At 61.0% G+C, this 14,058-nt stretch carries 9 protein-coding genes; 4 read left to right on the forward strand and 5 right to left on the reverse strand.

The window, feature by feature from the left end:
- The first annotated feature begins 61 nt into the window (after window positions 1-61).
- The 4 genes from ABV589_RS27035 to ABV589_RS27050 all read left to right on the forward strand — a co-directional run bounded on the left by ABV589_RS27035 (window position 62) and on the right by ABV589_RS27050 (window position 5,484).
- Window positions 62-1,060: an AAA family ATPase gene (locus ABV589_RS27035; protein ID WP_367084360.1), complete on the forward strand. Its 999-nt coding sequence runs from the start codon at window positions 62-64 to the stop codon at window positions 1,058-1,060.
- A 5-nt stretch (window positions 1,061-1,065) separates the two neighbouring features.
- Window positions 1,066-1,719 (forward strand): VWA domain-containing protein, encoded by a 654-nt coding sequence (locus tag ABV589_RS27040; protein WP_367086232.1) that lies wholly within the window; start codon window positions 1,066-1,068, stop codon window positions 1,717-1,719.
- A 172-nt stretch (window positions 1,720-1,891) separates the two neighbouring features.
- Window positions 1,892-3,538: a phospholipase D-like domain-containing protein gene (locus tag ABV589_RS27045; protein ID WP_367084361.1), complete on the forward strand. Its 1,647-nt coding sequence runs from the start codon at window positions 1,892-1,894 to the stop codon at window positions 3,536-3,538.
- 383 nt (window positions 3,539-3,921) lie between these two features.
- On the forward strand, window positions 3,922-5,484 hold the full coding sequence (locus ABV589_RS27050; RefSeq protein WP_367084362.1) for a TerC family protein: 1,563 nt from the start codon (window positions 3,922-3,924) through the stop codon (window positions 5,482-5,484).
- A gap of 120 nt (window positions 5,485-5,604) precedes the next feature.
- Here ABV589_RS27050 and ABV589_RS27055 read toward each other — a convergent pair whose 3' ends face one another.
- The 5 genes from ABV589_RS27055 to wecB are packed head-to-tail and all read right to left on the reverse strand — an operon-like array spanning window position 5,605 to window position 14,026.
- Window positions 5,605-6,681 (reverse strand): GGDEF domain-containing protein, encoded by a 1,077-nt coding sequence (locus ABV589_RS27055; RefSeq protein ID WP_367084363.1) that lies wholly within the window; start codon window positions 6,679-6,681, stop codon window positions 5,605-5,607.
- Entirely contained in the window at window positions 6,665-7,543 is an 879-nt protein-coding gene (locus ABV589_RS27060) for a DUF4434 family protein (protein WP_367084364.1), read from the reverse strand. Before ABV589_RS27060 ends, ABV589_RS27055 begins: the two co-directional genes overlap by 17 nt.
- Entirely contained in the window at window positions 7,543-10,704 is a 3,162-nt protein-coding gene (locus ABV589_RS27065; RefSeq protein ID WP_367084365.1) for a phage receptor, read from the reverse strand. The genes ABV589_RS27060 and ABV589_RS27065 overlap by 1 nt, the downstream gene beginning before the upstream one ends.
- Window positions 10,701-12,875, reverse strand: a complete 2,175-nt coding sequence (gene nrfB / locus ABV589_RS27070; protein WP_367084366.1) for a cyclic di-3',5'-guanylate-activated glycosyltransferase NrfB — start codon at window positions 12,873-12,875, stop codon at window positions 10,701-10,703. The genes ABV589_RS27065 and nrfB overlap by 4 nt, the downstream gene beginning before the upstream one ends.
- Complete coding sequence (wecB, locus tag ABV589_RS27075) at window positions 12,872-14,026, reverse strand: UDP-N-acetylglucosamine 2-epimerase (non-hydrolyzing) (RefSeq protein WP_367084367.1); 1,155 nt, start codon at window positions 14,024-14,026, stop codon at window positions 12,872-12,874. Before wecB ends, nrfB begins: the two co-directional genes overlap by 4 nt.
- Window positions 14,027-14,058 lie beyond the last annotated feature (32 nt).

Below are 14,058 nucleotides of genomic sequence, written 5' to 3' on the forward strand. Positions count from 1 at the left end.
CGCGAGCAGGCTCACTCCTACATTGAAATGAATTCACACCGACCATGACCGAGTATTGAAGATGACCGACACCCCGCATTTCCCGCTCTCCGCCGTGGTCGGCGCCGATGACCTGAAACTCGCCCTGTGCCTCACCGCCATCGACCCGAAAATCGGTGGCGTGCTGATCGAAGGCCCGCGCGGCATGGCCAAATCCACCCTGGCCCGTGGCTTGGCTGATCTGCTCGCCAGCGGTCAATTCGTCACCCTGCCATTGGGCGCCACCGAAGAACGTCTGGTCGGTACCCTCGATCTCGACGCCGCGCTGAGTGAAGGGCGCGCGCAGTTTTCCCCCGGCGTGCTGGCCAAGGCCGACGGCGGCGTGCTGTACGTCGATGAAGTGAACCTGCTGCCCGATCATCTGGTGGATCTGCTGCTCGATGTGGCGGCCAGTGGCACCAACCTGATCGAGCGCGACGGCATTTCTCATCGGCATTCGGCGCGATTCGTGTTGATCGGCACGATGAACCCGGAAGAGGGCGAACTGCGCCCGCAACTGCTCGACCGTTTCGGCCTGAACGTCGCCCTCAGCGGTCACACCGCGCCGACCGAGCGCGGGCAGATCATCCGTCGTCGACTGGATTTCGACAGCGATCCGCAAGCGTTCTGCTCACAGTGGGAAGCACAGCAACAGGCGCTGCGTGAACGCTGCGAACAGGCGCGCATCCTGTTGGCGAGCATTGCGCTGGATGACGACGCGTTGGCGAGCATCACCGAGCGTTGCTTTGCGGCGGGTGTCGATGGCTTGCGCGCCGATCTGGTCTGGCTGCGTGCGGCCCGTGCGCATGCGGCATGGCGCGGCGCCTCAGCAATTGCCGAGCAGGACATCGACGCCGTGGCTGAATTTGCCCTGCGTCATCGCCGTCGCGAGCCATCTTCGTCGAGTCCGCAATCGCCCGCACAGAGCTCGGCCAAATCCCAGGCTGAACCAAGCGAGGGGCAGGGCCAGTGGGGTGATATGCCCGCCCCGGCACTGGCCACCGGCGCCCGTCGCGAAGTGCCGAGCTGGCCAAAAAAGTAACCGGCATTCGTCCCCGATCCGACGCGGGGGCGAATGCCAGACCCCGCGCCGGACAACTCGACCACGGACGTCAGGGCCAGCGCCACGCTGCGCGCAGCGGTCTGGTGAACTGGCCGGGGACGTTGCTCAACGGTCGGCCGCAGACACGCGCCGATTTGCAGTTCCAGCTGCGCACGCGTTCTGCCCATGAATTGTGGCTGGTGATCGTCGATGCGTCGGCATCGACCCGTAGGCATCAGTCGCTGAGCGATGCCAAGGGCTTGCTCGCGCAATTGTTCGATGATGCTTATCGTCAGCGCGCACGGCTGGCCTTGCTGACCGCCAGCGGCAGCGCGCCGAAATGGCAGGTGCAAGGATTGAAGGCGTCAAGTGGCTTGCGCACTTGGCTGGAGGCGTTGGGTGCTGGCGGTGGCACGCCGTTGGTGTCAGCGTTGATGCAGGCGCAGCAATGGCTGGTACAGCGACAGAAGCGCTTTCCGGCGGAGCAGCAGCGCTTGCTGGTGGTGACGGATGGGCGTTTGAAAGTCTTGTCGCCGCTGTCGCCGCTGGAGTGTCCGGGATTGTTGATCGACATCGAGCGTGGGCCGATCCGTCTGGCTCGGGCGCGAGAATTGGCGATGGCGCTGAATGTGGATTATCGGCATATCGATGATGTGTGAAGTCTGAACAGGCCTCCTCGCGAGCGGGCTCGCTCCCACAAGGAATGTGAACGCTGCTTTACCTGTGGGAGCGAGCTTGCTCGCGAAGAGGCCACCTCGGTTCAAACGGATATCATCAAAACTTGCAGCGCTGCTCTATGCTCCACCCCAGCCCAATCACAAGGAGTGAATCATGCGGGTACTGGTCGCCAATCCTCAGGACGATTTTCGCGTCAAAGCCTACGCCGGCACCAACGGCGTATTACTCGCCATGGACCTGGCCGAACCCCGCCGCAAAGGCTTGCTCGGGTTTGCCATCGAAAAGCAGCAGGGCGACAAACCGTGGTTGTTCCTGTTCAACAGCCTGACATTTCCCGGCAAGTCGCACACCTTCCCCCAGTATCACGCCACACCCAGCGATAAAGCGCCGCTGCAGAAATTCCGCTGGGCCGATTACGCGGTCAATCCGGGCACGACGATGCACTATCGCGTGCATCTGGCCTACGGCACGGCGGATGCGCCGCAACTGGGCGAATCACTGGAGCTGAGCATCACCAGTGACGACGGCCACCCAGCCAACCAGAGCGTGATCTTCAACCGTGCCGTGGCCGCTAGTCAGGCCTTCCAGCGCAAGTTTCCCGACCTCGACGCGCAGATCAGCGCCAACAAGAACATGCCCATCGAAGCCTGGCCCGACGCGGCACGACTGTGGCTGGAGAACGGACTGCTGGAGCGATTGCTCGGGTACATCGAGCGTGCCGTGGACGCCAATTGGGCGCTGGATATCGCGATTTACGAGTATCAGTTGCAGGCGATCATCGATGCCGTGAACGCGGCGTTCGCCCGAGGGGTACAGGTGCGGGTGCTGTATCACGCCCAGCCTGAGGACCCGGATACAACCCTCAACGAAGCGAACCTTGCCCAATTGCCGGCGGCAAACAAGCGGGGCCGGGTCACTCACAATATTTTTCACGACAAATTCATCGTCCTCAGCCGAGTCGATGGCGCCGGTCAGCGGCAACCGCAGGCCGTGCTGTGCGGCAGCACTAATTTCACCGCCAATGGTGTTTATCGCCAGGCCAATGTGGTGCATACGCTCGACGACGTGATGATTGCCGCGCGGTATTTGCAAGTGTTCGATGAGGTCTGGGCCAACCCCGCCGACGTCGCTGCGACGCGCAGCTGGATCACCGAGCACAACCCGATGGACCCGACACAGGCGCTGTTCGCCGGGTTCTCGCCACGCAGCGGTGGTGGTGATTTGCGTGAGTTTGTCGAGATCATCGAGGCGGCCAGGAAGGACGTGCTGTTCGTCACCGCGTTCACCTTGCCGGACGCGATCCTCAACGCGCTGCTCGGCAAGCCCCATGACGACATTCTGCGTTACGGTCTGCAGAACACCGCCAGCCGCATCACCGGATTTCACGCCGATCGCACCGCCGAGTTCGCCGCCACAGCTTTGCTCAACACTGGGCTGGAAGGCTGGCTGAAAGAAAACATGAAAGGCCAGAAGGGCAACCTGCTGGTGCACACCAAAGCGGTGGTCACCGACTTCACCACCGATACACCGACCATCATCAGCGGCAGCCACAACCTCAGCACCTCGGCCAGTAACGGCAATGACGAAAATTACCTGATCATTCGAGGCGATACCGACCTGGCGGACCGCTATGGCCTGGAATTGCTGCGGTTTTATGAGCATTACCGCTTTCGCTATTTCGCGAAAAAACTCGAGTTGAAGCAGGTGAGTCCCTTGGCGGTGGATGACAGCTGGACCCACGATTATTACGTCGAGGGGGATTTGCGCCAGCTGTCGCGGTTGCGCTTTGCCGGACGATGACAGCCAACCGTAGGAGCTGCCGCAGGCTGCGATCTTTTGACTTTGTTTTTTTAAGGTCAAGATCAAAAGATCGCAGCCTTCGGCAGCTCCTACAAGGGGGGGCGGTGGGCTGTTGATACAGATTTTGAAATGATTTGCCGCTGTAGAAAATGTGCCCTGAGCCTGTACGCTCCAAGGCCATTTTTCATTCAGGATTTGCATGAACACCCTCTTGGAGCCTCCCAGTCGCATTTTCTCCTCGCGCCATGGCGCGGTCTTGACGCACTCGCAGTATCCGGTTTTCCGACTCCCGACTATCGTTGACAACGCGGCTTCAGAGCCTTCGCGTTGCACTTTGCCGTGCCCGGCAGCCTGAATTCACTGAAGAGAGATCGAGACATTTTATGGAATGGTTAGCGGATCCCACGGCCTGGTTAGGCCTGTTGACTCTGATCGTGCTGGAACTGGTGCTGGGTATCGACAACCTGGTGTTCATCGCCATCCTGGCAGACAAGCTGCCACCGCATCAGCGCGACCGTGCGCGGATCATCGGCTTGTCGCTGGCGCTGATTATGCGCCTGGGCCTGTTGGCGAGTATTTCCTGGCTGGTGACTCTCACACAGCCGTTGTTCGAGGTGTTCGACAAGAGCTTCTCCGGTCGTGACCTGATCATGCTGTTCGGTGGTGTGTTCCTGCTGTTCAAGGCGACGATGGAGTTGCACGAACGACTTGAGGGGCACGTCGGCCAGCGCTCGACCAATGCCGCTTACGCATTGTTCTGGCCGATCGTCGCGCAGATCGTGGTGCTCGACGCGGTGTTCTCTTTGGACGCGGTAATCACTGCAGTCGGTATGGTGGATGAACTGGCGGTGATGATGATCGCGGTGATCATTTCCATTGCTCTGATGATCGTGGCCAGCAAGCCGCTGACCCGCTTCGTCAATGCGCACCCGACGGTGATCATGCTGTGTCTGGGCTTTTTGATGATGATCGGTTTTGCCCTGACGGCCGAAGGCCTGGGTTTCCACATCCCGAAAGGTTATCTGTACGCAGCCATCGGCTTCTCGATCCTGATCGAGGTGTTCAACCAGATCGCTCGTACTCGACGCAAGCGCTCGATGCAAGGCATGCGGCCGATGCGTGAGCGCACGGCGCATGCGGTGATGCGCTTGCTGGGCGGACGCAAGCTGGCGGTGGAGGAGGTCGGCGAGGAAATCTCCGACCTGCTGGATGACGGCGAAACCCCGAGTTCGGAGCTGTTCGACCGTCGTGAGCGAGTGATGATCAGCGGTGTGCTGCAACTGGCCGAGCGGCCGATTCGCAACCTGATGACCGTGCGCGCCGACGTCGACACCATCGATCTGGCCGACGACGCCGAAACGATTCGCACAAAATTGATGCACTCGTCGTATTCGCGTCTGCCGCTGATTCGTGACGGCGCGGTGGATGAGCCGCTGGGCTTCGTGCACAAGAAGGAATTGCTCAAGGAATACCTGGCCGGTACCGAGCCGAATCTGGAGCATCTGGCGCGCAAGACCATCAACCTGCTCGACAGCTATTCGATTCTCAATGCGCTGGAGCAGATGCGCACGGCGTCGACCCACATCGCCTTCGTGGTCAACGAATTCGGTGACTTCGTTGGCGTGTTGACCATGACCGACATCCTCGAATCGATTGCCGGCGAACTGCCCGATGCCAGCGAAATCGAAGGCCCGGACGTGATCGAGGAGCAGGACGGGTTCATCGTCAACGGCGCATTGAACCTGACCCGTGTTCGCCAGCGCACCGGGTTTGGCGCTGAGCCGACCGAGGACTATCAGACCTTGGCCGGACTGGTGATGAGCCTGCTGGACCGCTTGCCAATGAAGGGGGATCGCCTGCAGTACGAAGGTTGGCAGATGACCGTGGTGGCCGTGGAAGAGCGACGGGTGACGCGGGTGTCGCTGGCGCGGGACGCTGCTGTGTAATGCTTTGCTGTCTTGCCGGCCCCATCGCCAGCAGGCTGGCTCCCACATTGGTCTGTGTACCTGCACATTCCCTGTGGGAGCGAGCCTGCTCGCGAATGCAATCTGTCCTGCGCCACAAAATCACTGATGAAAAGTGAAGCGATCCTTGCCCGTATGCTTTGACTGATACAACGCATCGTCCGCCTTGATCAGCGCCTGATTCAAGGTATCGCCATCCTCCACCCGCGCCACACCCACGCTGATCGTGACCGGGTACTGCGTCGGTTGTTCGCGCACCACCCGGCACAACTCGCCAGCCAGCGCCTCGACATCCTCGCGCCGCACACCCGTCAGGTAAATTGCAAACTCTTCGCCACCCAGACGCGCGAAATCGTGCTGCGCCATCACCGTTTTGATATCGGCGGCCACGCGTTTCAGCACTTCATCGCCGATGTCGTGACCGTACACATCATTCACTTTCTTGAAGTTATCGATGTCGATCATCGCCAGGTAATGGTCGTGCTCGCGAGGGACAGCCTGCAGGTGTTTTTGCGCCATTGTCATGAACGATCGACGATTGGGGATTTCGGTCAGCGTGTCGTTATAGGCCTGATCCAGCAGCAGCCGGGACATGATGTAGTTGTAGAGCTTGGCCTCACGCAGTTTGAGAAAGGTGTAGATCGTCAACGAGCAGAGAAACACGCTGTAGCAAGCGGTCATCACGCCACGCAGCTCAATCAGGGTAGTGGGGGTGTTGATGAACGGGTTGAGAACCAGCCAGATGATCACTTGCGTCGCAAAGAACGCCCAGCGACTCAGTGGCAACACCGAGACGCTATACAGCATGCTGGCCGCAGCGAGTACCAGCCAGGAGCTATGAACGGCAGGCGGGATGCCGGTGACGATCAATCGCACGCCAACGGTAAGGCCGAGTACGAACAGCAGCGTGATCACGTCAAAATACCGGGCCTTGCGGGTGAAGCCCAGCACCACGGTCAGCGTTGCAAAGAACGTGACGAAGGCCATCGAGCGCCAGGTGAAGCCCTGTTCACCGAGGAAACTGACGACCAGATCGAACACCAGCCAGATCGCAATACTGGCGGCGTAGATCAGCAGGCTGAACGTGTGCAGCCGTTCGAATTCATGCTGGATGAACTCGACCCGCAACTCGGCGGGCGCGGTTTTTTTCAGTACCTGCTCTTCAATGAGTTTGTACATTGCTGCTTTGCTGTTTGCGCTGGTTGTCGAGGATCACCCGGCCCCACGGGCGGTAACGCAGGGAAAATACCGCGCTGGCGTGGCAGCCTGTGGAGGTCGCATCGGGCGGCGCAGGTTCGGCACGAAACGGCTGGCCCTCGGCACTGACCTGCCGAAACGCCTCGCGCACGATGCCCACGGAGCAGGGCAGTGCATTGGCGTAACCGCTGCGTACCACCGGTGACAGTTTCTTGGTGCCAGCGCCATCCTGCCACCACACCTGAATCCCGACGGCGCTCAGTTCGCCCAGCCATTGCCCGTTTACCCCCGGCGCGAGTTTGCCGGCGCTGAATGCACTGATGTGCAACGGTGCATCGAGCTTGCTGGCGAAATCCTTGAGCTGGCGTTGCAATATGGCTCGGCGATCTGTCGCCAAAAAGTGGAAGTCGTCCAGCTCCAGTGGCAGATACCAGCCACTGACCGGCAGCTTCCAGTCCTCGCGCAATGTTTGCTGTTGCGCCAGTGACTGGCCCAACTGTGCCTGCCAGTAAGTGCCGAGACCGGCACTGTCGAGTTCGTCGATGCGCTGGTAATAGGCCGGATCCATCTTCAACCCGAGCACCAGCTGCAAGCCTTGTTGTTGCGCCAGTTTCAGACTGTTGGCGAGCCAGCCACTGGCGCCGCCAAAGTCCGAATCACCATAGGCTGTCCACTGCACGATCACGCTGCGGGCACCCTGACGCGCGGTGTCCTGCCAGATTTGCTGCCACTGAGCCTGACTGAGGCTGGCATCGACATTCAGCGGTTGGTAAAACACACGCTCGTCGGCACGCACGACAACTGCGCCAAGCAGCAGACAGAAAAACATCATCCAGCGCGCCATCAGAAATTCCACTCCACGCCCAGTAACACACCGTTGCCACCGTCATACAGATTGCCGCCCAGCGATTGCTGGTACTCGGTGCGCACCGTCAATTTCGAGCGGTAAGCGTTGTAGCGATCATCGTCGTACCACCATTGCCAGCGCAGGCCGACCCCGGTGCGCAGGTCCTGGCGCCAGTCGTTGCTCGGGTCCTGACTGGCGAATTCGAGAAAGCCGTACGGCATGATTGTCTGCGCGGCGTTGGACGGCAGCTTCCACGCATGCCCTTGCTGGAAACGCGACAGCCACTGATGGTCGCCAGCCTTGGTCCACCACGCGGCATCCAGGTAGAGAAAACGCTCATCCCAGTCGCTTTCATCAACGCGCCAGTCGTTGCGGTACTGGCCCTGATCGAGGAACGAGGCTGTGGCGCGCAACAGGTAGTCGGTGGTGGTGCGGCCGTCCTGGCGATGATCGTCGAGCTGATCCGAAAGTTTGTGCGGATTGATCATCTGCCCAAGGCTCAGGCCGTGGTTATCTTGATCATCGAACTGGCTCTGCTTGTAGATCTCGGCATAGAGGTTGATGTTCTGCGTACCCCACGGCTTGTAGCGCAGACCAACCCCCGCCGCAGCGGATTCAGCGTAGCTGGAGCGGCTCTGACCACCGAGCAGAACCCGCCCGTAGACTGACAGCGTGCTGCCCGCGCGACTCGGTTCTTCGCCCAGCGCGTGGTCCCACATCGCCACTTGCACGTTCTGCGAGCTGGCACTGCGGCGTGTACCTTTGCTGTTGTCGTCGCGCAGGAAATCGTTGGTCGAGACCCCTGCCGGCGACCAGGTGCTGGCGAGGGTGAAGCTGTCACGACGCGACAGGGTTTCGTGGGCGCGACGCTGGCGGTAGCGCCGGGCTTCCATGCTGCCGTCTTCGTCGTCGGCGGCAACCGGGTTCTGCTCCAGATCAATGACCCGACGCAGTTCCTTGCGGGCCGAGGCGCTGTCTTCGACTTCGTCATAACGCCACGCCAGGGTTTCGCCGAGACGATAATCCTCGGGAAAATCCCGGGTGGCCTGCTGCAGGTACGGAATCGCCCGGGCGCGTTCTTCGCGAGTCGGCGCGCCGGACAGGCGCATACCGTAATCGGCGCGGTAACGCGGCTTGTCCGGCTCACGGCGTACCGCTTCCGCCAGCCACGCATTGCTTTGCGCCAGGTCGCCGGCCTTTTGTGCGGTGACAGACGCGGCATAGAAATGCCCGGCATCCGGCGCTTGCTGCAAGGCCTGACGCTGGCGCTGCAAGGCTTGGGCATGATCGCCACGGGCATCGGCAATCGCTGCGCCGAGCGCCCATTCGTTGGCACCGCGAGTCCTGCTTTGTTGCCAGTAACCCTCGGCAGCCTGGCTGTCACCGGCATTCAGCGCGCTACGGCTGGCGGTCAGGCGGGCGTTGTCGCTGAGTTCGGCGGCAGGAATGCTGCGCCAGATCGCCAAGGCACCTGCGGAATCGCCCGCAGCTTCCAGTGCGTAGGCCAATGGCAAACGGCTGCTGCGGTCACCGAGTTTTTCCGCTTGCTGGTAATAAACCACCGCTTCACCGGGGCGATCCGGCATGGCGCAACGGCCGAGCGCACGATAATCGCCAGCGGCTTGCGGGTGATTGCCAAGCGCTTGCTGAACAGCATTGCACTGACCGTTTTCCGCCAGTTGCGCAAGCAATTGGCCGCGAGTGGCACCGTCGATATGACGGATCAGTAATGCCATCCGCTGCTGCTGTGCGGGCGTGGTCTGTTTGGCTGACGCGTAGATTCCGGCCAGACGCTGCAGCGCGGTGCCTGGCAGGCGTGCGCCGAAGCGGTCATAGGCGTTTTCCAGCAGTTCCTGAGCGTGGGCACGATCACCGCTGTCGAGTGCGAGGAAACTGGCCTGATTCAGCGACGCCAGATCGCCGGTCTGACGGTAGTGGTATTCCCACAGCGTTTGCTCCTCGGTGCGGCGCCCCATGGTTTGGGCCAGTTGCGCGCGGCGTTTGACCACAGCCGGGGTCTGTTGTTGCCCGGCGAGCCAGACCATGACCTTGCTGCTCTGGCCCTGTTCCTGCCAGACATCGAGCAGTTGCGCCTGTCGCCGACTATCCCACGGTTGCGGCAACGTCGTACTCTGCAGCAGATCGGTGGCTTGCAGGCGCTGGGCGAGCACCAGCCACGCTTGTGGATCATCGCTTGGCTGGCAACTGCGCAGTTGTGTCAGTGCGGCTTCAGGGTCGTGACGCGACAACCAGTCGGCGGTTTCCAGGCAGGGGCGCTGCAGGTCGTTGCTCAGGCGTTGAACGCTGGGCACATCGTCGGTCTGGCGTGCCAGTTCCCACAGCCGCTGGCGTTGCGCCGGATCCGCCAGGTCTTCGGCTGGCAGTGACTGCAACCAGCGCTGAGCCTGTTGATCGTGGCCCATGGCGATGGCACGGTCGACCATCGCCAGGCGCACCTTGCGCGCGGCTGCAGGACTTGGTGCCTGTTGCAACAGTTGTTGCAGCGGTTTTTCGTCCAGTCGCTGCACATAGGCGTTGGCCAGACGTTGCCAGCCCTCGGCATCCAGTTGGTTGCGCGCCGCGAGCGGTGCCAGTTGCTCGATGGTGCCGCTCCAGTCACGCAGTTGCTCTGACCAGTTGGCGCGGGCCAGACGCAAGATGTTGTCGTCGCCCTTGGGCGCCAGTTGCGCCAGCCAGTCGTGGGCCTTGGCCGCGCCACCGAATTTAGCCAGGCTCAAGCTGTAGGCCTGCCACAGGCGCACGCGGTCGTTAAGGTCGCTGGTCGCCATCCATTGCTCGACCTGGGTGCTGCTCGGCGGATCCTGTTCGATCCAGGTCAGGCGCAGGTCGAGAGTGGCTGCGCTGTCGCGTTCCGGCAACGCTTCGACGGCGTCCTTGTAACGGCGTTGCTTGGCCAGGGCGTCCACCAGCAGCGCCCGAGCTTCATCATTTTTTGGAACCTTCTCCAGCAGGTGGCGCATCAGGCGTTCGACTTCTTTCCAGTTGCCTTTCTTCGCTTCGCGGTAGCTGCGGTCCATGTACGGATAGCTGCGGAACTGTTCGAAATCGCTCAGCGGCGCGGCTTGCAGCGGGTAGGCGCTGCTCAGACCGAGCAGCAGACTGCCCATCAACAAGGTATGACGATGTACTGGTTTCATGCGACCTCCCGGACGATGCGGTAAGCCGCTTGTTGTTCACTGGCCTGATCGGCCAGGGCTTGCTGGAGTACTTCCTCAGTGATCATGCCGCGGGAAATCAAGTGTTCACCGAGGGACATCTTGTCCGCGTCGAAATCGATCAGTGCCTGATTGAACAGGGTCGGCGGCACCATGCCGCGCACCTGCAGCAGATTGCCGAGCAACACCTGATGGCGGCTCACCCGTTCCAGCAGGGCTTCGTCGTCCTGATGACGTTCGAGCACTTGCAGCATATGAAGCACTTCCTCATTTTGCCGGGGACTGGCGTACCAGTAGCGAATCCCCAGCGTCACGCGGCCCTGTGGTGCCAGTCGGCAGCGCACCGGGCGTTTCAATTGGCGACTGATGGCGCCGAGCGAAACCTGGCTGACCGGGCCTTCGGAGGCCAGCACCAGAGTCTCGCCTTCCTCGGCGACCGGCAGCACGCCGTAGTGGGTCGCAACCCGGCGCGGCACGGCTTCGATCAGACGTTTATCGAGCTTGAACGGATTGAGCGGTGCCCATTCCAATTCGAGCTGTTCGGCCAGTTCTTGCACCAGTTGGGTGCTGTTGATGTACTCACGCAGCAGCAGTTCACGGCCCAGACGGCGACGCACGGGGCTGGTGATCGCGGCTTCGAGTTGCTCTTCGGTGAGCAGGCCTTTATCCACCAGTCGGTGACCCAAGGGGGTACGCTGGGCCTTGGTCAATGCCGGAAATTCGTGGGTTGTCTTGTCCCAGGCTACGCGCCGCGAATCGCCCATCTCCATGACCTGACGCAGCGCGCGCAGGTTGGCGAAGAAGTTGACGAAGTTGCTCCACATCATGCGGGGTGCCGAGAGCAGGCCCTCGACCAGCCCGTAATAACGGGTAACGAACCAACCGCGCTGAAACAGCCGGTTGAGCAGCATGAAGCCGTTGAGCCATAGCAATACCGAGAGCAGCGAGCTGTCGGAGAGAATCGATGGATAGCGCCACGAGTCGGGCGAAATCACCGTAATCAGCCACATCGCGATCAGCACCACGAACAGCAGGTTGACCAGAAAACTCAACATGTAGGCGATCAGGCCGCGACGGTCACGCCACAGGAAGTAGTTGAGCAGGCCCTTGCGGCTCCAGCCGAGGTTTTTCGTGCCCTGAAAGACGATGCCGACGATCCAGCGCGATTTCTGCCGGATCGCATGTTGCAGGTCGCGAGGAAAATGCTCGCGCACGCAGATCACTTGGGAGAACTCGCGGTTCATGCCGAGCACCCACGGTTGCTCCAGTGCCAGCTTCGGATCACTGACCGAGTAACGGGCAAAGATGCACTTCATGCCTTTTTGCTTCAGGCGGAAGCCGATGTCGTAGTCCTCGGTGAGACTCTGCACATCGAAGGCGATGCCGTCGCCGTCTTCGAGCAGGGCGCTGATCGCCTTGCGACTGAAGCAGGTGCCGACCCCGGCGCTCGGCACCTGGCCGGTCAGCGCTTCGCGGACGATGACGTCTTTGCCGTGGTTCTCGGCGAACTCGTCGACATAGTGCCCGGCGGTAAAACCTTTCCATTCGGGGGCGTAGGGGTAGACCGGGATCTGAATCAGGTCCTTGTTCGGCAGCAGATAGTTGAACAGGCGCAATTCCATCGGCGAAATCACGTCTTCGGCGTCGTGCAGGATGAAGCCGGCGAACTGGATTTTCGCCTCGCTTTCAAAGCGCAAAATCGCGTCGATGATGTTGTTCAGGCAGTCGGCCTTGCTGGTCGGGCCGGGGCGGGCGCAGACCACTTTGTGCACGTTGGGGTAGTGCTGGCAGACCGCGTCGACGTCGGCCTGGGTTTCGGCGTCGTTGGGGTAGGTGCCGACGAAAATCTGATAGTTCTCGTAATCGATGGTCGAGGCTGCCAGTCGTGCCATTTCGCCGACCACACCGACTTCATTCCACGCCGGTACCATGATTGCCAGCGGCTTTTCGGGAATGGTGTAGAGCCGCTGTTCGTCGGCGCGCTCGAATTTTTCGTAGATCCGCCAGCGTCGGATCAGCTTGCGGAACCAGTAGACCAGGTCGATGAACAGGTCATCCAGACCGAGGAAGAACATCAACAGGGCGAGGCCAATCGCCACATATTTAAGAGCAAACAGCACGTACGCAAAGAAGTCGACCCAACCCAGACTCATACGTCGGTACCCGCCGCCGAGCGAGCGCTCAGCCAGGCGTGGAGGCGGGTGGCGATCAGTTCACTGGCGTGGCCGTCGCCATAAGGAAAGTGCACGCGACTCATGCGGGTGTAGGTGTCTTTGTCGTCCAGTAAACGGCTGGACTCTTCGACGATACGTGCCTTGTCTGTTCCCACCAGCAGCATGGTGCCGCTTTCCAGCACCGACGGCCGTTCGGTCACATCGCGTAGCACCAGCAACGGTTTGCCGATGGCCGGCGCTTCTTCCTGTACACCACCGGAATCGGTGAGGATGAAATGCGCCCGACCCATCAACCAGACAAAATTCGGGTAGTCCTGCGGGGCGATCAGATAGATGTTGGGTTTGTCCGAGAGAGTGCCATACACCACTTCCTGCACCAGCGGGTTGAGGTGTACCGGGTAGACAAACTGTACTTGCGGGTAACGCTCGGCGAGTTCGGCCAGCGCCTGACAGATGTTGCGAAAGCCATCGCCGATGTTTTCCCGGCGATGGCTGGTGATCAGGATCATCCGGCGTTGATCATCGAGTACAGCCAGCGGCGAGTCTGCGGCGGGCTGCCAGTGGGTTTGTTGCTGGTGATCGCGCATCCACAGCAAGGCATCGATCACGGTATTGCCGGTGATCTCGATGTTGTCCTCGGGCACGCCTTCGCGCAGGAGATTGGCAGCTGTCTTTGAGGTCGGCGGGAAATGCAGGTCGGCGATCACCCCGGTCAGACGCCGATTGGCTTCCTCCGGCCAGGGGGCGCGCAGGTTGCCGGTGCGCAGGCCCGCTTCGACGTGGCCGATCGGCAATTGGCGATTGAACGCGGCGAGGGCGGCGATGAAGCTGGTAGTGGTGTCACCGTGTACCAGCACGATGTCCGGTTTGATGCGTTCGTAGGCCTGGTCGAGCTGTCCGAGCAGGTTCTGCGAGAGGCCGTTGATGGTCTGGCCCTGAGTCATCACTTGCAGGTCTTCGTCGACCGTCAGTTCAAAGGCGTCGAGCACTTGGGTGAGCATCTCCCGATGCTGGCCGGTGGAACAGATGTTCAGTTGGATGTCAGGCCACTGACGCAGAACCCGGGCCAACGGGGCCATTTTGATGGCCTCCGGACGAGTACCGAAAACCATCATGACTTTGAACGACATTGACCCCTCCTGGGACATGGCAACGCCGGGCG

It is taken from the genome of Pseudomonas sp. HOU2 (assembly GCF_040729435.1).
Taxonomy (GTDB): Bacteria; Pseudomonadota; Gammaproteobacteria; order Pseudomonadales; family Pseudomonadaceae; genus Aquipseudomonas.